This window comes from Croceimicrobium hydrocarbonivorans, assembly GCF_014524565.1.
Classification (GTDB): Bacteria; Bacteroidota; Bacteroidia; order Flavobacteriales; family Schleiferiaceae; genus Croceimicrobium; species Croceimicrobium hydrocarbonivorans.
Genome location: NZ_CP060139.1, coordinates 1,412,404 through 1,435,066, shown reverse-complemented (window position 1 = coordinate 1,435,066; position 22,663 = coordinate 1,412,404). Strand labels below are relative to the sequence as shown.

16 protein-coding genes are annotated in these 22,663 nt (G+C 44.0%); 9 read left to right on the top strand and 7 right to left on the bottom strand.

Going from position 1 to position 22,663, the window contains the following annotated elements; all coding sequences use genetic code 11:
* Window positions 1–138 precede the first annotated feature (138 nt).
* Window positions 139–741 (bottom strand): WG repeat-containing protein, encoded by a 603-nt coding sequence (locus H4K34_RS06630; protein ID WP_210760038.1) that lies wholly within the window; start codon window positions 739–741, stop codon window positions 139–141.
* A gap of 22 nt (window positions 742–763) precedes the next feature.
* Window positions 764–2,191, bottom strand: coding sequence for an amidohydrolase family protein (locus H4K34_RS06625; RefSeq protein WP_210760037.1), 1,428 nt, complete (start codon window positions 2,189–2,191; stop codon window positions 764–766).
* Between the two features lie 138 nt (window positions 2,192–2,329).
* Between H4K34_RS06625 and H4K34_RS06620 the strand changes: the two genes are divergently transcribed.
* Window positions 2,330–3,802 carry a DUF6851 domain-containing protein gene (locus tag H4K34_RS06620; protein ID WP_210760036.1) on the top strand — a complete coding sequence of 491 codons (1,473 nt, stop codon included), beginning with the start codon at window positions 2,330–2,332 and terminating at the stop codon, window positions 3,800–3,802.
* A gap of 6 nt (window positions 3,803–3,808) precedes the next feature.
* On the opposite strand, the gene H4K34_RS06615 is transcribed toward H4K34_RS06620, so the two are convergent.
* Window positions 3,809–5,866 (bottom strand): thioredoxin domain-containing protein, encoded by a 2,058-nt coding sequence (locus H4K34_RS06615; RefSeq protein WP_210760035.1) that lies wholly within the window; start codon window positions 5,864–5,866, stop codon window positions 3,809–3,811.
* Window positions 5,867–6,212: 346 nt separating this feature from the next.
* On the opposite strand from H4K34_RS06615, the gene H4K34_RS06610 reads away from it, so the two are divergent.
* The 4 genes from H4K34_RS06610 to H4K34_RS06595 all read left to right on the top strand — a co-directional run bounded on the left by H4K34_RS06610 (window position 6,213) and on the right by H4K34_RS06595 (window position 16,829).
* Window positions 6,213–7,667 (top strand): SprB repeat-containing protein, encoded by a 1,455-nt coding sequence (locus H4K34_RS06610; protein ID WP_210760034.1) that lies wholly within the window; start codon window positions 6,213–6,215, stop codon window positions 7,665–7,667.
* Between the two features lie 61 nt (window positions 7,668–7,728).
* On the top strand, window positions 7,729–11,058 hold the full coding sequence (locus H4K34_RS18225) for a VCBS repeat-containing protein (protein WP_210760033.1): 3,330 nt from the start codon (window positions 7,729–7,731) through the stop codon (window positions 11,056–11,058).
* Between the two features lie 10 nt (window positions 11,059–11,068).
* Window positions 11,069–15,622: an HYR domain-containing protein gene (locus H4K34_RS06600; RefSeq protein ID WP_210760032.1), complete on the top strand. Its 4,554-nt coding sequence runs from the start codon at window positions 11,069–11,071 to the stop codon at window positions 15,620–15,622.
* A gap of 10 nt (window positions 15,623–15,632) precedes the next feature.
* A complete protein-coding gene (locus H4K34_RS06595) occupies window positions 15,633–16,829 on the top strand; it encodes an OmpA family protein (protein WP_210760031.1) in 1,197 nt (398 codons plus the stop codon).
* A gap of 146 nt (window positions 16,830–16,975) precedes the next feature.
* On the opposite strand, the gene H4K34_RS06590 is transcribed toward H4K34_RS06595, so the two are convergent.
* The 4 genes from H4K34_RS06590 to H4K34_RS06575 form a co-directional block, all read right to left on the bottom strand.
* Window positions 16,976–17,740, bottom strand: a complete 765-nt coding sequence (locus H4K34_RS06590) for an ABC transporter ATP-binding protein (protein WP_210760030.1) — start codon at window positions 17,738–17,740, stop codon at window positions 16,976–16,978.
* Window positions 17,737–18,741, bottom strand: coding sequence for a FecCD family ABC transporter permease (locus H4K34_RS06585; protein WP_210760029.1), 1,005 nt, complete (start codon window positions 18,739–18,741; stop codon window positions 17,737–17,739). Before H4K34_RS06585 ends, H4K34_RS06590 begins: the two co-directional genes overlap by 4 nt.
* Window positions 18,731–19,606, bottom strand: a complete 876-nt coding sequence (locus H4K34_RS06580; protein ID WP_210760028.1) for a heme/hemin ABC transporter substrate-binding protein — start codon at window positions 19,604–19,606, stop codon at window positions 18,731–18,733. Before H4K34_RS06580 ends, H4K34_RS06585 begins: the two co-directional genes overlap by 11 nt.
* Before the next feature lie 99 nt (window positions 19,607–19,705).
* Entirely contained in the window at window positions 19,706–20,245 is a 540-nt protein-coding gene (locus H4K34_RS06575; protein ID WP_210760027.1) for a hypothetical protein, read from the bottom strand.
* A gap of 138 nt (window positions 20,246–20,383) precedes the next feature.
* On the opposite strand from H4K34_RS06575, the gene H4K34_RS06570 reads away from it, so the two are divergent.
* The 4 genes from H4K34_RS06570 to H4K34_RS06555 all read left to right on the top strand — a co-directional run bounded on the left by H4K34_RS06570 (window position 20,384) and on the right by H4K34_RS06555 (window position 22,650).
* Complete coding sequence (locus tag H4K34_RS06570; RefSeq protein WP_210760026.1) at window positions 20,384–21,013, top strand: hypothetical protein; 630 nt, start codon at window positions 20,384–20,386, stop codon at window positions 21,011–21,013.
* Window positions 21,014–21,195: 182 nt separating this feature from the next.
* A complete protein-coding gene (locus tag H4K34_RS06565) occupies window positions 21,196–21,618 on the top strand; it encodes a hypothetical protein (RefSeq protein WP_210760025.1) in 423 nt (140 codons plus the stop codon).
* A gap of 301 nt (window positions 21,619–21,919) precedes the next feature.
* Entirely contained in the window at window positions 21,920–22,423 is a 504-nt protein-coding gene (locus H4K34_RS06560; RefSeq protein ID WP_210760024.1) for a hypothetical protein, read from the top strand.
* A gap of 47 nt (window positions 22,424–22,470) precedes the next feature.
* A complete protein-coding gene (locus tag H4K34_RS06555; RefSeq protein WP_210760023.1) occupies window positions 22,471–22,650 on the top strand; it encodes a hypothetical protein in 180 nt (59 codons plus the stop codon).
* The last annotated feature ends 13 nt before the right edge of the window (window positions 22,651–22,663 follow it).

Sequence of the window (22,663 nt, the reverse complement as noted above, 5' to 3'; positions counted from 1 at the left end):
TTTGCATATGGCTTGTGGCGGTTTAGCTACGCTGATTTTCAATTTGATGCGCTTTCCTGTCCACCAGAAAACCAAATTGGTTAAAAGCTTTAACCTTGCTGGCAGCCGAAGCTATATGCTTTGTAGTGGTGTCGTTTTTTATTTTATTCTTTTTCCATTTCTGTCAATATAAAACCATTCCTCAGATTCAATTCTGGTATGGTAATCATATTTGTCTCTTATTTCTCTTGCGTCAAATGTTACTTTCGCTTTTCCCTTTTCGAACCACCAAACAAAATCATAGTCACAAGGGATAAGGATTTGACCGTATTTGTTAGCAAACCCCATTTTTTCATTTCTTTCTACTCGAACTAATCCTTCGTGAAAATAGTCAGGGCCATTATCGAAGAATACTAGATCATACAGGATATTTTGGTTTCTGTCGATTGCAATCCGTCTTCCACTTGAGGTGTCAGTTGGATATTCGAACACATTGGCATAGTGGGTCAAAGTATCAGTTCCTAAATAGCCATACTTGCCAAACGGAATGATTGTGTCTCCTTTTTTATTTAAGTAAGCTACTCGGGAGCCGTATTGCAGGTGTTCTTCGTCTGTAACTGCAATTAAAAACTCTTTTGCCGTGGAGTCTGAAGATGACTTGTTAAAGTAGGTATAGTTAGTCACTTCTTTTTCGGATTTCTGTTCGCAAGAGGAAGTACTTATGAAACTAAAAACTAATATGATTAATTGACTGAATTTCATTTTGTAAAATGCATCACAACTCTTATTTATCCCAAAACATATACTTGAGCACCCGCACTGCCGTGGCAATAAAATTAGAGCGGTCGTGAGCTTTGGCTTCAAATTCTGATAGGGATTTGGCCTCGAGCTTGCGACCCTTTTGCATCACCCAAATGGGTTTTTCCAGGCTGCTGATTTGCTCCAATGGATTTTGGCTGCTTAAAATGAAATTGGCTTTCATGCCGATGGCAATACTCCCGCAATCTTTAAATTGTGGATGCACCTTACTGGGGTTCCAGGTGGCGGTTCGTAAGGCTTCATAATTGGTCATCCCGCATTGGCGGTAGAATTCCAATTCATGGTGAATGGAATAACCGGCTGCCGTGCCTACAATGCCCGCATCGGTGCCGCAAATAATAAAAGCACCGGCTTCATGCAGTTTTTTGACAATCTTCAAATGGAATTGATGCTGTTTCCAAATGCGATCCCCGGCGCTGCTATCTGCCTCCAAATGGGCGATATGACGCTCATAGTCGCCGGCCGCAAATTCGATAAAGGGATTGATATAATGATTTTGCTCTCGTTTTAGGAAATCTTCTTGGAGCCGATATATTTCAGAGAGGTTGAAAAATACGGTGAGGGTAGGGCAATGCGCTTGTTGGGATTGGGCATAATCAGCGATCACCAGATCCAATTTTTCGCGATCGTATTGATAGTCCAAAGCTTGCTGAAAGATATCTTCAGTATGCTCAACACTGCTAATGCCTGGCTGCATATGATACTCATAATCTACCTTAAAACTGGGATGGGCGATTAAGGGGATTTTCAATTTCTCGCATTCGGCGATCGCTGCATCGAAGCAGTCTTTTTCGAGCAGATTATAGGTTTTTATGAAGTCGTAGCCCTGATTTTGATAATCTTGAATCAAGGCCCGCGTTTCCTCCGGGCTACTAACTGGCTTCTTAAGTGGATCGCCGTCTTCCGGGCCAGAAAGCTGGGGAGATGAAGTGTAGAAGTCGGGGCCTAGAATTTCAGCTGCTTCAATTTCATCCTTTACCTGCAAATGAAAGGGCATTCCCAAGAGACTGCGAACACTGGTTACGCCATTAGCCAGGTAAAGACCCAGCTCATGCCGATCCCAAAGATGCATGTGCATGTCTATTAAGCCCGGGCTAAGATAGGCGCCTCCGCCATCGATCACCTTTAGATTTTTGGCCTCCAAATTGGAACCGATAGCGGTGATAATGCCATCCTCAATGATGAGGTCTTGATCTAGCAAAACAGTATCCTGGTTCATGGGGATAATGTTTACATGGCGAATACACCAGGATTGATTTTCCCATTCGGGATGATCCTTAATTTTCAGATAGGACGTGCTTTTATTCTCCAGGAATAGCGCGAAAAGTGCAATAAAAAGAATGAGCAGGGGCAGGCCCAGCACTATTGCTAAGAGGCCTTTGAGCCATTTCATGGGCGCGAATTTGGTTTTAAAATTAGGGAACTGGCTCGAATAGCTCTGACTCGAATTGCAAATTCGAGCCAGTGCATAGAATCGAAGTAAAGGGGGTATTGTTAGATTTGCGGCATCAACCAACTTTACCACCTAATTATGAAGAAGTTTATCCTTCTTTTTTCTATCGTTCTTCTATCTTCTTGTAATTCAAATCCTGAGCCAACCAAGGCGGAGCCGAAAGGAGCAGAGAATGTAGCTTATAAATGGGGACAAGTGGCCCTTACTGCCACTGCGAATGATACCGAAAAGTTTAAGCCCCGCCCTACCATTACCTCTCGTTATTTGGGTTTGATTTTCACTTCCATCTTCGATGCCTGGTCACGCTATGATGCAGAGGCCATTCCGGTATACCTCGAAGGAGTGGAGCGTCGTCCGGAGGCGGAGCAAATCACCAAAAACAAGGAGATTGCCATTAGTTATGCGGCCTACCGCGCTATGTGTGAATATTACTATTCTGACTCGGCTCTTTTCGCCGACTTTATGGTAGAATTAGGTTTAGATCCAACTAATAATTCCCTGGATCCCAATACTCCGGAAGGGATTGGCAACCTGGCGGCAAAGGCAGTGATTGCCGCTCGCCATAATGATGGTTCCAACCAATACGCTGAGGAAGAAGGTTCCAATGGTAAGCCTTATTTCGATTATACCAATTACGCTCCAGTTAACCCTGTGGATACTAATTATGATCCTAATCGCTGGCAGCCCAAATACTTTTCAGATGGCGCCGGAGGGCAGTTTGCTCCAGGTTGTTTAACGCCTTTTTGGGATCGAGTACAGCCTATCAGCATGAGTTCGGGTGATCAGTTTCGTCCTGGTCCTCCTCCCATGATTGGTTCCGAGCAATTGGCCAAAGAGGTGGCTGAGGTGGTAGAAGTTCAAGCGAATTTAACCGATCCCCAAAAGGCCCTGGTCGAATTTATGCGCGATGGTCCCCAATCTGTGCAACAAGCCGGTCACTGGTTAAAGTTCGCTCAGGATGTTTCGATTCGCGATAATCACAATTTGGATGAGGATGTAAAAATGTACTTCCTTAATCAGGTAGTGGCCATGGATGCTTTTATCGCTTCCTGGGATTCTAAGATGCATTATGATTATGCCCGACCTTTTGCCCTGGTTCATAAATACTACGGTGGTAAAACCATTACGGCCTGGGGTGGCGAAGGAAAAGGAATGATGGAAATGGATGGTAATATGTGGCGTCCTTATTCTCCAGCTACTTTTTTATGTCCTCCTTTCCCAAGCTATACTTCCGGGCATAGCACGATTAGCGGGGCTTGCGCCGAAGCATTAAAATATTGGACCGGTAGCGATGAATTCGGTACGGAGGTAGAATGGGTAGCAGGATCCTTAACCGAATTAGATCGATTGGGCGATACCGTAACCTTAAAATTCCCCACCTTCACCAATGCGGCAGAGCAGGCTGGGATCTCCAGAGTTTATGGCGGTTACCATATTCAATCCGACAATATTGAAGGGCTTAATTTAGGTCGTAATGTGGCCCGTAATGCCTGGCAGTTTTATAAGAAGCATGTGCCCAGCGCGCATTCACCTTTCGAAAGCAAGTCTTAAACCTGCTTAGGGTAATTCCAATTGTTTTAAAGCAGCCTCTACATTTTGTACGGGCTGCTTACAAGTCCCAAATTGACAAACGTATATCCACTCCGAATCCGGATGGATGCGGTTCTCAAATAAACTTAAGGGACTTTCTTTTGCCCAGGCGATTAGAGCTTGTGGTAGATAATTTGCTTCCAGTTCTAGAGCCATTTCCTGGGCTTTGGGGCCGGTTACAGCAACTTCATAAAAGCTAAAGCTTTCTTTGAGCGCCAAGTTGAGCCAATGAGCATGAAGGTCGGGGTAATTTTCAATCCGACTTTGCATTTGTCGCAGCATAGACCAGGCTTGCTTTCGGTAATCTTGATTTTCCAAAAGCAGGGCCAGGCGCAAAAAGTTATGGGCTATCACAGCATTTGCTGAGGGTAAAACCTGATCCGCCGTCTCAACCCCATTTGCCACCAAAGTTGAGCTGTTTTTGGACTGCGTATAAAAGAGCGGGCTATCCTTCACCTTAAATTGTTGATTTATCTCCTGCATCCAGGATTCTGCTTGCTTTAAATAATCGGGATTCGCACTTAAAAGGAATAGGTCAATAAAAGCGGAACTGGCAAAGGCATAATCTTGCAGAAAGGCTTGGCTTCCGGCCTTTTGTAATCTTTGGGAATGCAATAAAGGCTCTTGACTTTCAAACCAGCTCGCTAAGGCTTTGGCTTTATCCAAATATTCTGCTGATCCACTAGCTCTGTACAGTTCCAAATAGGCTCCCAGCATGAGGGCATTCCAGGAGCTAAGTTTTTTATCGTCAATGCTGGGTTTGGTTCGGCTGTTCCGTTTTTCAGCTAAGATGCTTTTCCATTCTGTAACTTTTAACCCTAAGGCTTTGCTGCTAATCTCAAATTTCTCTTGAATCTGCAAAAAGGCCGAGGGCTTAGTTTGTAGTATATAGAGATCCTTCTCCCATTTGGCTATATCCTCCAAACCGTAGTATTCTGAAAACAAAGGCCAGTCCTCTTTTGCGATATGCTCTTGCAATTCAGCTAAGGTCCAGCTGTAATATTTTCCTTCTTCACCAGCAACATCCGCATCGGTAGAAGAGCTAAAGGCCTTATCCTTGCCCTGCCATTCTTTTTCGGCAAACTGCATCACTAATTTGGCCTTCTCCAAGTACTCAGGATTTTTAAAGGCTCTACTGGCTTGGGCATAGAGGCTAATCAGTTGGGCATTGTCGTAAAGCATTTTTTCGAAATGCGGAATGCGCCAGGCAGAGTCCGTGCTATAGCGGGCAAAGCCATCACCAATTTGATCATAAAGTCCACCGGCCGCCATCGCTTTGAGGCTAAGTTGAACAAAGTTTAAGCTGCTGCTGTCTTTTGCTAATATGCCGTAATCGAGGATTGTTTTCAAATTGTTGGGAAGCGGGAATTTAGGGCTGCCCTTAAAGCCACCATTGCGCCAATCCCAATCTTCTTTCCAGAGAGAAAAAACACTGTCCAATTTTTCCGGGCTAAAAGCACTTTCTCCTTTTTCTTCAAAAATCAATTGGCTTTGCTGAACGCCCTCGGTGATTTTAGTAGCGGCGGTGATGAGCTCATCCGGTTTCTCGAGATAATGCTCCTGAATTTTACTCAGTAAATTCAACCAACCTTCTTTATCCAAATAGGTGGTGCTGTAAAAAGGTTTGCCGTCGGGCAGGCAAATCACATTTAGGGGCCAACCGCCTTTGCCGGTAGTAAGCTCTGAAGCGCGCTGGTAGATTTCATCAATATCCGGACGTTCCTCCCGATCTACTTTTATGGAGATAAAATGGGCGTTCATGTACTCTGCCACTTCCTCATCTTCAAAACACTCTTCCTCCATTACATGGCACCAATGACAGGCAGCATAGCCAATGCTTAGAATGATGAGCTTGTTTTCAGCTTGGGCTTTTTCAAAGGCATCCTCTTCCCAGGGAAACCAGTCTACCGGATTTTGAGCATGCTGCAATAAATAAGGATTATTGGAGCGAGCAAGACGATTGCCGCTCTCCTGACAAGCGCTCAATACAAGCAGGATTACTAAAAATGGGAAAAGACTCCGCATGAAAAAATTGCATTTGCCACCAAAGATGCTAATTGGAGTTTGATGCTCCATTATAGCCCTGCATTTTATTTTAAATCTGGAATTTTTTTGAATTAAACTCAGGTAGAACGCAAGCTTCAGGCTTAAGTAGAAAAATTTAGAGTCTAAGTCAACAAGAATTAATTCGACTTAAAATCAGGAGCATTGAACACCAAAATAGGCGTTTATGGACTCTAGCTCTAAGATAGGGGTAATTTCTAATCTTTATTTTCCTTAGTTTAGCTACGCCTTAAAATGTCTTAATTAAATCCTTTAGAGGCTGAAAATAAGACATTTTAAAACCAACCAACTAAACAAACCAGGGACTATGAGAGTAAAGCTACCCCTACTTTCTTTCGTATGGCAATCTGCTATTGCTGTATTATCCATTACTCTATTTCTTAATCCACAAAGCCTTTTAGCGCAGTGTACCACCCCCGGACCTGGTGAGGTGGCCATGGAAATTATTTTCGATACGGGCAGCTTTGGAAATGAGGTAGGCTGGAACTTACGCGATAGTGTTTCTAATAGCAGCTATGCTGCTATTGGCTTCAGTACCTATGTAAGTGGCAATAATTACGGCCCAACGGCATTTCCACAACATCAGCTGTGTTTGCCTACCAATCAAACCTTAAAATTAGAGGCCTTCGATTCCTTTGGCGATGGTTGGAATGGTGGTGATTTTTACATGCGTTATGCCAAAACCCAGGATACCGTATTTTCTTATACCATGACGGTTTCTGGTGCTTCTACCAATGTATATTTCTCAGTTCCACCTTTAGCTTTAGGGTTTGCACTTTGTCAGGGCGATACTTCACCTGCCATTGTGATTAGCGATACTATTGCCGCCGATACCGGCCAGTATGTATATACCTGGGAAGAGTCTTATGATAATGTTACTTGGGGACCAGCGCCAAATTGGGGTGGCGATAATTATGTGTACCAACCTCAGGGTTCTCGTACCGATACGGTTTATTACCGTCGTATAGCCATCGATGCGGTGGCCATGGATACCCTTCGAGAAATTTATACCATTACGGTGCCCGATTCCTTATTAATTGATTCGGTTCAAGTAGACTCTTCGTATTGTGCAGGGGTTGATGATGGGGCCATTCAAGTATTCGTGAGCGGAGGGGCCCCCGGCTACTCCTACGCTTGGAGCGATGGTGGCAGCGGAGCAAACCGCACCGGTCTGGCTCCGGGAACTTACTCGGTTACCGTTACCGATCAAACAGGTTGTGCGGATTCAATTACGGTTGAAGTGTATGGAATTAGTCCATTAACCGCCAGCATAACGGTCGACCAGGATTTGGAATGTTATGGGGATACCCTCGGTACTCTTTCGGTCAATGCCAATAGTCTGGCACCTCCTTATACCTATTTATGGAGTAATGGAGATACAACCATGACTGCAGACAGCCTTGCTCCCGGTACTCATTGGGTGCGGGTTACCGATACCAATAATTGTTTGGCTACCGATACCTTCACTTTGGTTCAGCCCGATAGTTTATACATCGACTCGGTTAAAATCAATAATAATGTTTCTTGCTTCGGTGGAGCCGATGGTAGCGTAACTGTTTACCATAGTGGTGGCACCGGATCTGTAACTTATACTTTCACTTCTCAAAACAACTCTGCGGTTTTGAATGATCCAGATGCTCTTGTAGCAGATGATTATGTGCTTACCCTTACCGATGCTAATGGATGTGCATCTAAGAATTCGGTAAATGTGACCATTGTAAGCGACCGCGATCAGCTATCCGGAGGAACAATCGGCAATTAATTACCGAGAACTTCTGGTTATGCGGATTTGGGATACATATCATTTTTCGGCTTTAAGCCTGATGGCCTCGCTCATCCTGTTTACAGCATGTGATTCTGCAAAGGAAGATCATGCGCAGGAAAGTGTGCAGTCCAAGGCTCCGCTTTTTGCGGCTAAATCAGCGGCCGAAACAGGTATTCAATTCTATAACCACCTGGAAGAAAACATTTTCTCGCACGAAAATGTACTCACCTTCGAAAACTATTACAATGGCAGTGGAGTAGCCGCAGGAGATCTTAATAATGATGGGCTCCCGGATATCTACTTTGCCTCCAATACCGGTCCTAATATTCTCTATAAGAATCTAGGCAACTGGAAATTCGAGAAAATTGAGAACCCTTTAACTGAAGCTAGCGACCGCTGGACCAACGGTGTGAGCATGGCGGATGTTAATCAAGATGGTTTACTGGATATCTATATCGCTTGCGGTGGTCCCAGTATAAATCCTGAGGATCGACGAAACAAGCTTTTCATTAATCAAGGTGATTTCCAGTTTAAGGAAGCGGCCGCCGATTATGGAGTAGATGATTCCAATTGGTCTACCCATTCTTCCTTTATTGATTACGATCAGGATGGTGACTTAGACCTTTTCGTGATGAACCATACTACCTATTGGGGGGTACGGATTCCCGAAGTGGTAGAAATGATGAAGGACACGGCGAATATGTTGCCTGCCACTAATCATCTCTATCGCAATGATGGCGAAGCTGGCTTTACGGATGTTACGATTTCGGCCGGAATATTGGCTTATGGCTATGGTCTCGGTTTATCCACCACCGATATTAATGGCGATGGCTGGGTAGATATCTATGTAGCCAATGATTATTCGGTTCCAGACTTTATGTACATCAACCAGGGCGATGGTACTTTCGTAGATGAGCAAAAGCAACGTACCCGCCAGATTACCTATTTCGGGATGGGGGTAGATATTGCTGATTTGAATAATGATTTGAGTCCGGAAATAATGGTGGTGGACATGGCAATTGCCGATCACTACCGCAGTAAGACTCTAATGGCCAGTATGAATACTCAGTTATTCTACTACCTCACCGAATATCTGAAATTGCCTTATCAGTACATGTTCAATAGCCTGCAGGTGAATGATGGCACCGGGCATTTTGTGAATGTGGCTCAGCAAACGGGATTGTCTAAAAGCGATTGGAGTTGGACGGCCCTGCTGCAGGATTTCGATGGAGATTCCTATAAAGACATTTTTATCAGTAATGGTATTCGTCGCTATCCTCGGGATAATGATTTCCGCATGGCCATGAAGGAGGCCAAGGATGCCAATGGTGGATCGGTTCCTAAGGAGCTCAAAGAAGAGCTATTTGCGAAGATGCCTAGCATTCCACTTTCTAATGAGTACTATGCCAATCGCCAGGGTAAAATGCAATTCGATAAGCAAGAAGGTGTATTCGGAAATGATTCAGCCTTTACTTATGGTGTGGCTTATGCCGATTTCGATCAAGATGGCGATCTCGATTTGGTGATGAACAACCTGGAGGATACCGCTTTTGTATTCGAGAATAAGACGAAGAATAATTACCTCAAATTGGAATTAAAGAGCGGTGCTAAGTCAAGCCTGGCCTTCAATTCCAAGGTTTATATCAAAACCGCTGCCGGTTGGCAATATCAAGAACTATCACCTATTAGAGGTTATTTCTCATCGGTAGAACCCATTCTTTATTTCGGTTTAGCCGATCAAGCGAAGGTGGAAGAGCTTTGGGTGCAATGGCCAAATCGTTCCTGGTCGAAAATGCAAGACATTTCTGCCAATCAAACTTTAGCCATCAAAGCTTCCGAACAGCAATTAGTGGCACAGGGTCCCGCAGTTTTAAAGCGCGAGCCAGGCAAATTGATTCAGGAATTGACGGATAAGGCCAGTCCTATTGCTCATCGCCACTATGATGAGCCCTACAATGAGTTTACCAATGAGATTTTACTTCCGCATGCGCAAGGTCGTTTGGGTCCTTCCGCGGCAGTAGGTGATGCCAATGGCGATGGCTTGGATGATCTGTACTTAGGTGGAGGCAAACATCAGGCAGGAGCCTTGTACTTCCAAAATACAGATGGCAGCTTCGGCTTAGCCCCAGTACAACCCTGGACAGAAGATTTTCGCTCGGAAGATATGGGCGCCCTTTTCTTCGATTACGATGGAGATGGCGATCAAGACCTTTATGTATGCTCTGGCGGTGGCTCCGAAATGCTTCAATATGATGCAACGGTGCTGGCCGATCGACTCTATGAAAATACCGGCAAAGGTGAGTTCATTCGCAAGGAAGGCATTTTGCCAACTTGGAATAGCAGTACCAAGGTGGTGCAGGCCATAGACTTTGATCAGGATGGAGATTTAGACCTTTTTGTAGGCGGACGAACTACACCCGGAGCTTATCCTACCGTACCCGTATCTAAACTTTTGGTGAATGAGGACGGCGTTTTTAAGGACAAGACCGTAGCCTATTTTGGAACCTTTAAATTGGGTATGCTGAGTGCAGCTCAATGGGCCGATTTTAATGGTGATGATAAGCCAGATCTGCTGGTAGCTGGTGAATGGACACCCTTAACCTTGTACATTCAGGAGGATTCAAAATTCCGGGATGCGACAGCAGAATACCACTTGGATGGCACCGAAGGATGGTGGCATAGCTTGCTGGTAGAAGATATTAATGCTGATGGTAAGCCGGATATTATTGCGGGTAATCTGGGGCAGAATAATAAGTTCCATCCCAGTGCCGAGCATCCGCTCTACCTCTTTGCCAATAATTTCGATGGCGAGCGCAATTTGGACATTGTATTAGCTAAGGACTATAAGGATAAATTGGTGCCCGTTCGGGGTCGCGAATGTTCATCGCAGCAAATGCCTTTCCTCAAGGAAAAGTTCCCGCAGTATGCAGATTTCGCCTCAGCATCTTTGGAGGAAATTTATGGTAAGGAAATGCTTTCTGAGGCCATGCAGTTTAAGGCGGTTGATTTTTCTTCCAAGCTTATTCTGAGTTCTTCAGATGGTTATCAAATTCAAGAATTACCGTCGGAGGCTCAGCGGTCACCCATTAACAGCATGCTCTTGTTCGACTTAAACGGCGATGGCTTAAAAGATTTGATTGGGGTGGGGAATCACTTTATTACCGAACCTGAAACGCCACGCTATGATGCGGGATCGGGCTTCGTATATCTGGCTCAAGCCGATGGAAGTTGGAAATATACCTCCACCTCATTCTATTGTCCTAAAGACGCAAAAGACTTAAAACTTATCAATCGTAAAGGCGGACATCCCCTCTTGGTGGTGACCAATAATGCCGATACCACACAATTTTTTGAAATCCTAAACAGGCCACTATCCACAGACTCTTAAACTTGGTGATATGAAGAATAACTATTTGGAAAAATCCTTGAGAGGTAGAATTGCCACCTCTTTGCTGGCCGCATTGGCCCTCTTATTCAGTTTTGATGGGCAAGCACAATGCACCACCCCCGGACCAGGTGAAGTGTCGATAGAGATAGTTATGCAATCCGTAAGTTTTGCAGGCGAGATGTATTGGAACTTAAGTGATAGTACTACCGGTAATTTGATTGCCAGTACTACCGCCGGTACTTATCCGACCAATAATACATCTTATGATGGATCGTATCTGCCACAGCATCAATTGTGTGTTACGGCCAACGAAACTTTGAAGCTGGATGCTTTGGATAGTTTCGGGGATGGCTGGAACGGCGGTACCTTTATTGTTCGATACAATAGCATTAAGGATACCGTATTCCAGTATTCATTAAGTGGTGGTGGGTTTAATCCTAATTCGGGAGCAACTGTATACTTCCAGGTGCCTCCTCCTCCGGTAATTGTGTACACCTGTAAGGGCTCTACTGCACCGGCATTTAACAATAATGACTCTATTTCCGGTGGCTCAGGCAGCTTCGATATCATTTGGCAAGAGTCTGCTGATCAGGTAAGCTGGACTGCTGCTCCTGGAAAGAATGACAGCATCAGCTATCAGTCACCCGATACTCACTTCAGCACCAAGTATTTTAGAAGAAGAGTAATTGACTTGACTTGTGGCGATACGGCCTATAGTAATGTGCTGACCTTAATGGTACCGGATTCCTTATTAATTGATTCAGGTACGGTAACAAATGTTAGCTGCTACGGTCAGGCGGACGGTGAGATTGAAGCGCATATCAGCGGCGGTCGTCCTCCTTATATCTATGCCTGGAGTAATGGCGATAGCACTGCCACTACCGATTCTTTAAGTCCGGGAACTTATACTTTAACGGTAACCGATCAAACCGGATGTACCTATGTGGATTCCTTTACAGTTAGCCAACCTGATCCACTGGCGCTTAGTATCACTTTGCAAAAGTCGGTTGACTGTCCTGGTTTTAATGACGGTGAGTTAGTAGCAAATCCATTAGGTGGAATTCCTCCTTATACCTTCTTATGGTCTAATGGCGATACCACCGCTTTGGCGGATACTATTTCGGCTGGTACTTATACCGTGATTATGACCGATAGCAATGGATGTCAAGGTTTCGATACTATTGTGGTAAATGATATTGATACGGTACGTCCATCGGTTGTAGCTCAAAATGTAACAACCTACCTTTCCAATAATGGCACGACCTTAATCAACGCCATGATGGTAGAAAACGGATCCTCCGATTTATGCGGAATCCGTCGCTATTCCTTGAGCGATTCCATTTTTGCCTGTACTCATTTGGGTACTAACACACGCTACTTAATTGTTGAAGACTTAAACGGAAATATCGACAGCGCGGCCTTTACGGTTGATGTTTTAGATACCATTACACCGGTGGCGCGCACTAAGAATGCTACCATTTACTTAAATGCCAGTGGTTATGCTGTGCTAACACCTGCCATGGTAAATTCCGGTAGCTCAGACAACTGTACCATCAGCTTAAGCTTAAGTCAAGATACCTTTAGCTGTGCGGACAAAGGCTTACAGTTACGCGATTTAACGGCCACCGACCTTAGTGGAAATGCACATTCAGCTTCTTTCCTGGTTGATGTGAAAGATACCATCAGCCCTACGCTGGTAACGCGTACTATTACTGTTCAATTAGGGGCAACCGGACAAGCTTCTATTGCGGCCTCTCAATTAGATGGCGGTAGCAGCGATAACTGTTCTAACCAATTATTCTACTCCGCTTCAAAAACTATTTTCGATTGCACGGATCTTGGTTCCAATTCCGTGAGCATTACCATTACCGATCAGAATGCCAATTCTACTTCGGGTACGGCTACGGTAATTGTGGAGGATAATATTAATCCATCGGCCCAAGCCCAAAACTTAACCCTAAGCTTGGATGCCAACGGACAAGGTTCTATCACTCCTGCCCAGGCTAATAATGGAAGTACTGACAACTGTAGCATCGACTCGATGTGGGTTTCTCAGGATCAATTTAGCTGCGCTGATTTAGGAGCAAATAGCCTAAGCTTTACCGTTCGCGATACCGAAGGCAATGTGAATTCTACCAATTTCATTGTAACTGTTCAGGATAATATCGCTCCAACGGTAATGACCCAGGGACAAACGGTTTATCTGGATACCAATGGTCAGGCCAGCATTAGTACTGCCATGATTAACAATGGATCGGTAGACAATTGTGGAATTAGCACTTACAGCCTTAACAGAACCAGCTTTAGCTGTAATGATTTAGGTCCTAATACTGTAATGCTCACTGCTACCGACGCATCCGGCAACAGCCAAAGTGCACAAGCCACTGTTACGGTAGTAGATACCAATAAGCCAGAGGCCTTGGTTCGGAATATCACTGTGAGTTTAGATGCCAGTGGTAATGCTACTATTAGCACCAGCATGATTAATAATGGCTCTAGCGATAATTGCCAAATCAGCAATATGAGCTTAAGCCAAACCAGCTTTACCTGTGCGGATATCGGTGCCAATAACGTGGTTCTTACGGTTACGGATAACAGCGGAAATCAAAGCTCGGCCACTGCCGTGGTGATGGTTGAAGATAATATGGCCCCAACCGTATTAACGCAGGGACATACCTTGTATTTGGATGCCAATGGTATGGCCTCTATCACTGCTCAGGATATTGATAATAATAGCTTCGATAACTGTGGTGTAGCGAGCATTAGTGCCGATATCACGGTATTTGATTGTGCGGATTTAGGTCAGAACCTAGTGATCCTAACCGTTACTGACAATGAGGGTAATTCTGCCAGCGGAAGCACCTTCGTAACCGTATTCGATACCATTACCCCAACCATTGATAACCTTCCTGCGAATATCACGGCTTATGCCAATGCAGGTCAGTGTGGTACCAATGTTCAGTGGCCAACAATTACCGCTAGCGACAATTGTAATACTACCAGTGTATTGAGCAATCAATTAAATGGAAGTTATTTCCCCTTAGGAATTACAACTGTTGTGGTTACCGCCAGCGATCCTAGTGGAAACTCGGTAAGTCAATCCTTTACTATTAATGTTCAGGATACGGTGTCGCCAGTGATTTCCAATATCCCAAGCAGTTTCCAAATTATTCCAAATGCCGGATCTTGTGATGCAGTGGTAAACTGGATTAATCCTACTGCTACCGATAACTGTGGGGTACCAAGCATTGTGAGCAGCCATAGCTCTGGCGCTACCTTCCCATTAGGAAATACCACGGTAACTTATACCGCTACGGATGCCAATGGTAATAGCAGTACGGCCTCTTTCGTAGTAACGGTAAGCGATGTAGTGGCTCCTAGCATTTCTAATGTTCCTAATGATACCATTGTAAGCAATACGCCAACTGCCTGTGAGGGAGTGGTAACTTATCCCGCCGCTAGCGTTAGCGATAACTGTAGCGGGGCTAGCCTTAGCTACTCTCATCCTTCTGGTAGTGTATTCCCATTAGGTACTACTACTGTAACTATTACTGCTACCGATGGTGCTGGTAATATAAGTACTGCCACCTTCGATGTGACAATTGAGGATAATGTGAAGCCTCGCCCAACCTTCGTGCCTCAATCGGATACCGTAGGTATTTGTAGTGCTTCCTATGTTTATCCTCCTGTAACTGGGGCTGATAATTGCGGAACCATTAGCATTACTCAAACGGCGGGTCTGCCAAGCGGAAGTATCTTCCCAATAGGAACTACCCAAAACGTATTCCGTATTCGTGATGCGGCAGGTAATGACTCTATCGTAAGCTTTACCGTAACCATTGTACCACAAGGTCAGCCTTTGATTACCAACCTTCTGGAGATTTGTGCTAATGAAGACCCAGTAGAGATTTCCTTAGGTCAGGCCACTATGGTTTGGACCGGTCCTGGTATTATGGGCGGGAATTACTTCAGTCCTCGTATTGCCGGCCCTGGTCGTCATCAGTTGAACTATACCTTCACCGATGATTACAATTGCTCGGTGACTGGAGTTATTACGGTAACTGTATTGCCTGTTCCGCTTACTCCGGTAATTATTCAGGTTGGAACTACAACTCTAGGTGTTCAGGGTGCTTATACTACCTATCAGTGGTATCGCAATGGTCAGATTATTCCTGGCGCAGTAAACTCAACCCTGCCTTATACCGTAGGTGGTAACTATCAAGTGATGGTAGGAAACGCCTCAGGATGTTTGAACTACGGTGCCGGATTTGTAATTGGAACCAATGGTGGTGGAATCGGAATTGAGGAATTGGATCTTACCGCTCTGGAAGTGTATCCTAACCCAACTGATGGTTTGATCAATATTCAAATCAATGCCAGTCAGCGTACTGAATTGCAAGTTGAGCTGATGAGTCTGGAGGGTAAATTGATTTACCAGAAGAAGTCGCAAACCAGCGATGGTGGATTGTTAAGTCTGGACTTCGGCCACCTGCCAGCAGCGACTTATATTTTACGAATCTCCAACGATGAGGGTGTAGCTAATCACCGAATCATCATCAAATAATCGCATGACAATGAAAAAGTTAGTTGCCCTACTTTTAGTTACTGCCTCCTCGTTTAGCGCTCAAGCTCAAAGCGGTGGTACTGATTTAAATGCCAATCTAAAGCCTTGGACTTTCGGATTACGCGGAATGCATGTTTACGATTTGCCTTCCTATCGTTTTGATGGTCCTTTAGCTCAGGATATGTATGGCTTAAATGGTCCGAAAACCAATTTCGATATGGGTTTTGAGCTGTATTTGGAGTATATGTTCAATCCTCTGATTGGCGTTCAATTAAGTCACCGTCGTGCCAGTATTTCCGGCGCCAGCGATGTGGAGTACTATTCGGGCAAGTTTAACCTTACCGGTTTGGATGGAATTTTCATTTGGAATAACCTCAATCCAGGAATGGTAAACCGTCGATGGAATGTGTATACCAAAATCGGATTGGGCTATGGCTCTTACGATTCTGAGCAATTCCTTTTGGCGGATGATGCGCCTGATCAAGCGAATAATGATAATTTCTGGGGAGGCCGCGTAGGCATGGGCTTGCAGTATGAGATCAATAATGCCTGGCGCGTAGATTTGGAGGTACTGTACAATGTGGCTTATGATGATGGATTTGATGGCTTTAATGAAGCAGCAGGTAGCGATACCTATTTAACTACTGCTTTGGGCGTAGCTTATACTTTTGGATCGAAGGAAAAGAAACCTACTTATACCGTAGATTATTTCGGGATCGACTATCTGAATGTGAAAGGACAAAGTCAGGATAGCACCCCGATGGTGAACCAAAGTAAGATTGAAGATCTCAGCAATAGCCTTAATGAGCAGGAAGATGAGCTGGAAGCTAAGGAAAGTAAAATCAGCAGCTTAAAAGATGAGTTGGATGCCTTAAAAGAAGAGGCGGCTAAATCCAAATCTACCCTAGCCAATGTAGAGGAGGTTTATTTCGCTTTTGATAGCGATCGCCTCAGCGCTGAAGCTAAAAAGAGCTTAGCCCGAATTGCGCAACGCAAACCCGCCAAGGTGGTCTTAACTGCTTACGCGGATAAGGTGGGCTCGGATGACTACAACAATAACCTCAAGCAACGTCGTGCAACCGCTGTAAAAGACTTTTTAATGCAGTTTGGTATGACGGATGCTCAGATTAGCATTCAGATGGGAGAAACCATGCCATTTGATGAGAATGATCAGTTCTTAAACCGTAAGGTGAGCTTACAATTTTAATCTTGACAAATACAATTAGAAAAGGCGGTTCCGAAAGGGCCGCCTTTTTTTGTTTTGGCTCGAATAGCTCTGACTCGAATTGCAAATTCGAGCCAGTTGCAACTGGATCAAATTTGCAGAACTGGATCAAATTTGCAGTTTGATCCTTATACCCCATCAATCAGCAGCTGCCCTTCAACAATTCTACTTTCCACGGCAAAAACCTTTTTGATTAATTCTGGAACTAGAACCTCTTGAGTAGGTCCGCAAGCCAGCACCTTATTTTCATGCAATACTAAAACTTCATCTGCCAGTTGATAGGCCATGCTTAGGTCATGCAGTACTCCAATGCTAATCCATTGGTTTTTTTGGGTCTCTTCACGAATAGCCTGGAGGTATTTCCATTGATGATGGATGTCTAAAAAGGTGGTGGGTTCATCAATGAGCAGCAGGGGATTGCGAGCTCGATTTTCATTCTGCATTTGTACCCAAACCCGAGCGAAGTGAACCCGCTGTTGTTCGCCTCCGCTAAGGCTTTGAATATTGCGGGCCGCCAGTTCTTCCAGTTCAAATTGTTTAAGTGCAGCAGCTACAATTTCTTGGTCCTTTAGGCCGGGCTTTCTGCGGGCATGGGGATAACGACCTAGCGCTACTACGTCATCCACGCGCAAGGGGAAGTGCAAGGCATGCTGCTGACTTAATACGCCGCGGTAACAGGCGGCATCCTTAATTTGCTGTAAAGCATGTTGGTCCCAAAGGATTTCCCCCGATTGGGGAGGATAGTCTCCCGCCAGGAGATTGAGAAGGGTGCTTTTTCCGGCACCATTGGCTCCCAGGATTAAGCTTAGGGATCCAGCTTTGGCTTGCCAGGAAATGTTTGCAAAGATGGTTTTGGAGCCATGTGCGAAGCTGAGATTTTTGATTTCAATCATAGCTGAATACTTCGAATGGATTTACGGAGTAATAGTAGGAATAGCGGTGCTCCGATGAAGGAAGTTAGAATCCCCAAAGGGATTTCCGCAGGCATCAATAGGGTGCGGGCCATTAAATCTGTTAAAAGGACCATAGAAGGGCCTAGTAAGAGGCTGCCTCGCAAAAGATAGCGATGCTCCCCGCCGCCCAATAAACGCAGGATATGGGGTACAATGAGGCCCACAAATGGAATAATTCCGGCAATGCTCGTTACCATCGCTACCAGGGCAATTTGGGCACTGATGATCATCCAGCGAAAGCGTCGCACCTTAATTCCTAAATGTGCTGCTTCAGAAATTCCTAAGCTAAGAGCATTGAGGGCGCGATCGGTTCGCAGGCTTAAGATCAGGGTTGGGATAATGATTGCGGCAATAAAGCTTACATTGGTCCAGGTGGCTCCGCTGAGGGTGCCTAAATTCCAAAAGTTAATGGAGCGAGCTTGAGGATCACGGGCCAAATAACTCATAAAGCCAACGCCGCTCATAAATAGGGCATTAATGGCCACACCGGCTAAGAGAATTTGAATTTCGGCCCCACGTCCTTGTCGATCGAAAGCCAGTAAAATGGCCGTCGCCAATAAACTGCCGAGAATACTGATCACCGCAAGGCTTGCACTACCAAAGAGCGCTGGCAAGCTATTGCCCATCACAAAGTAAAGGGCGGCTCCAAAAGCGGCTCCTGAGCTCGTGCCAATAAGGCCGGGCTCTACAATAGGATTGCGAAAAAGGGCCTGCAATAGAACACCACCCACACTAAGTGCTGATCCACAGAGAATGCCCAGAAAGATGCGGGGTAAGCGCAAGTTTATGAAGATATTCTCATGCAAGCTGCTTTCCGAGCCGGGGTTGAGGGCATTGAATATTTCGCTCCAAGTAATGGCAACTGCCCCGTAGCGCAAGCTGAGCAGGGCTGACAGGGGCAGTAATAGGGTTAAAATGATTAAAATGAGCCTAGGCTTCATCGCGAATGAATTTGCGAATCAACTGGATGTTTTCCGGACTGCGCGGACCGAAGTATACCAGGTCATGTTCTTCAATTCGGTAGATGCGGCCTTCCTGAGCGGCTTTGGTATGGCGAACTCCGGGAAGATTTAGAATTTCCTCTAGTCCTCCCAAACGATCGTATCCGAAATTGGTCATTAGGATTATATCGGGATTCATTTCGGCAAATACTTCCGGGGAAAGCGGACGCATTCCACCTTTACCGTCAAAGGGAACGGTGCCACCTGCCAGCTCAATCATTTTCGCTCCGGTACTTTTGGAGGTCATCACCAAATACACATTGCTGGCTCGTCCAAAATGGATTACCAAAACCTTGGGTTTAGTTAAGCTGCTGTCTTGCTCCCTTTTAATTTGTTCCATGGCGCGGTGCATGCTTATAATCAGGGAATCGGCTTTGGAGCCAACCTTAAAATAGGAGCCCATTTCCCGAATTAAATCCAGGGTTCCCGCCCAATCTCTACTTTTCGTTTCAAAGGCTTTAATAGGCACCCCGCTGTTTTCCAATTGTTTTTGAACATGCTCTGGACCGATATTATTATCGTGCAGAATTAGGCTGGGTTCTACAGCTAAAACCGCTTCAGCGCTTAATGCGCGATGATAGCCAACTGTAGTTAGTTGAGCGGTTTCTGGAGGGTAGGTAGATGAGAGATCTACTGCCACTAAGTTGGAGTCGAGGTCTAGGGCATAGAGCAGTTCGGTATATTGCTTAGAGAGGCAAACCATGCGGTTTTGAGGGGCTTTGCTTTCGTTCTCAGCATTTTGAAAACGACCACAGCCCTGTGCACCCAGCAAAAGTACTAGGGCACTGATATATAGATTTTTCATGATGGAAATAAATAGGTTTAGACCTCCGCGGAGGTCTTTCGAAATTCAAATCAGATTCTGAAATAGCGCTCCTGAATAAGGAGGCTTTGAAATAGAGATCTAGGCTTCAGGCGGTGGGTCAAGCAGGTTTAGAAAAGCTTCTCCTAAGAAGGGTAGATAATAAAAGCTTTGAGCTTGAAATGACTGCTGCTGAATCGATAATTTAAAAACTATAGGCTGCTCAGAAAGGAAAATCTTAAAGAACCATTGCAGACAGCTTTTTAAAGGGCCAGGTTGCTGGTTGTTTCCGAAACCGGAAGCCCGAACCAAGTCATTTAAGCCATCAAAAAGACCTTTTTCTTTAAGATCGGCGAAGCAGTAAAATAGTAAGTCAGAATCTGAGCCCTCACTACGAATGATATCGAACATCTCCCCTCGATATCGAAATTCTTTTCCGGCTTTGGTCCACTGCGCTTGCTCCTTAATGCTGTTCCATCGAAAGGCGATTAATTCCTCTTCTGGTATACCGGCTTTAATACGGCTTTTTACCTCTTGGCGTATCTGCTGCTGCAAATAGCGAAAGGAGGGATAGATCCCAAAGCATTGCATAAGCAGAAGCCCTAAAAAGAGATAGCCGAAAAAGGACTGAAATAGCCGCATGCGGCAAAGGTAAGTTTCGGGAGGGAATAGGCTATCAGGAGAAAATATTTGGAGTTTTGCTGGGCTTCTTTTATCGGAATGTGAGACTAAGACTTAGGTGCTATTGAAGTGCTGTATTAGTTTCTATAATTTTGAATTATGAATAAGATTCTAATAATTATAGTGATTATTATTTCCTTTAATGGAATCAGTTGGTGTCAGGTAAGTGAGGATGTAGCGGAGGAAATATATGGTGCAATTGAAGTTAGGGCTACTATTGAATATTTTGAAGTGAATCCCCAAAATTATTTTTGGGTAAACAGTTTTAGACACTATGTACAACCATTTTTGAATAGGGAATATAGTGCCATCAGATTTAGTGCAAGGCCATTTGATTCTATTAAAGTGACTTGTCAAACTGGAGAAGATGAGTACATAAGGTTTTACAAGTACTGGATTTATCCTAAGAAAGACACAGTCACCGGAGGTAGGTGGATTATTCCGGGCTCACTAAGGCTTAAAGGTTTTGAGAAAGGGGTAATTGGACTTAAATGCGATGGACAAGTGGACTTGGTTTCAGGCTATTTTTTCGCTCCGGACTTGTACTATTTTAAATTTGACTATTGGGAGAAAAACCATGGCGGAGAGCTAGATGAATTGGTTCGAATTTATTTTTATCATTTACAGCCTTCAGGTATTGAGGTAAGTCGTGATAAAATAGAGTTTGACTCAGATCTCAATGGGGATCATTACACTTATGAAGTTTTGGATAATACGGTGATTAATTGAGGTAGAGGTTTTTTTAAGAAGGAAAGGGCATCAAGGAAAGCCAATGTGAGTTAGGGTATTAGCTGAATAAGGGTTAAAAGGTGCCAGTGTGTAGATAAGGCTGTTTGCAGAAAAGATAGAGAAACAATCATAAAGACTATTAATTATAATGCTAGCCATTCAGAGGAAAGACAAGTAAAATAATGATGAGACGAATCTTTTTTAGCCTTAGTGTATTGTTTGTTTTTTTAGTTCAATGTTCTGAAGGTCCTTCTGTTGAAATTTCCATATGCGATAAAATATTAGCAGATATTCAGGGAAAATGGAAGCTTGAGGATTCCTTTGTTGAAATAGAAATTAGCGGCGATTCAGTGGTGAACTCCTATGAAAACCCAAAGGATAGCTTGTACTTTCAGGATAGTTATAAAATATTAATTTCTAAAGAAATAGAGAAATATGGTAGACTTTATAAAGCAGATTCAAATGAGTTCTTTTTTAGTGAAATAACGGAATATGATACCACAAGCTATTATTTCTTTTATGAATGGAACTCTGATGAATTTTCCCTATTGTCTACTGCTAATGGTCAAAGCCTTGTTTTTACAAGAATTGAGGTGCTTCCATGAGGTATTAGGTCTATAATTGACAATGGAAGATTCGGTGATGCCTACTATAAATTAGAAGAAAAATTTAATGTTAAAATGAAGCGAGGAGAGCTTCTGGTTTTGATGAGCGCAGTGCAGCCAGCCCTGAATGGTTTTCTATAACTTCAATTAGTGCCAATTTAGTTTTGCTGGGCTATAATTGTCCTTTCATTTGATGGATCTACTTCAGCTACTTCAGTTCAATAGGATCAAGTTCTTATTCAATCCGAGGAGCAGAAAGATATTTCAATTCCAAGTGGGGCAGCCCTAACAGAAATTAATAATGAAAAAGAGAAGCTTTGTTAGATTAACTATAATGGTTATTCTTTTGGCCCTTACTTTATTAGGGACAGTGAGTGAGCTAAGACTACATTTATTTACTGGAGGTAGTACGCTTTCTACTAGCACTATCATAGGTCCTGATCTACTCACTTCTTTTGGTCTTTTGATAGCTGCCTTTATTGGACTTTGGTTTTTCAAAAAGAAAAGCTGGCTTAGCTGGCTTTTAGTCAGCTCTATAATTGCGCTTTGGTTTCTTTCTGGAAGAACGTTAGGAATAGGACATATTACTGGAAAGCTTACCTCTGGATGGTTTTTTATTCCTACCCACTCTTTTTACCTCTGTTCAGAAAGCACCTCTGAGGATTGTTTGGAAAATGTTAAGGTTAACAGTAACATCTTCTTTTCTGAAATCATAACTGAGGAAGGTGAAAAAACAGTTTTTACAGGGCCATTCTTAAAACGTGAGCTAGCGGATTGGCCCTCTGAGTCAAGTGTTTCGTATTGAATTAATTAAAGTCATTATTTTTATCAAACCTAAGGCCTGTGATTCAAATGGAATCATGGACCTTTAGAAGGTATGAACCAATTTTAGGAAGGCCTTTTAGTATCGAAAAATTAGCAGCCGATTATCCTCATAACTCTCCTTATTCTTGTGGTGAAAACAGGGTTATTGATGCAAATAATGGTATTCATGGGATGTATGGCAGGTTATGGGATATAATTGGAAAGTAAATTATAGTTCGCC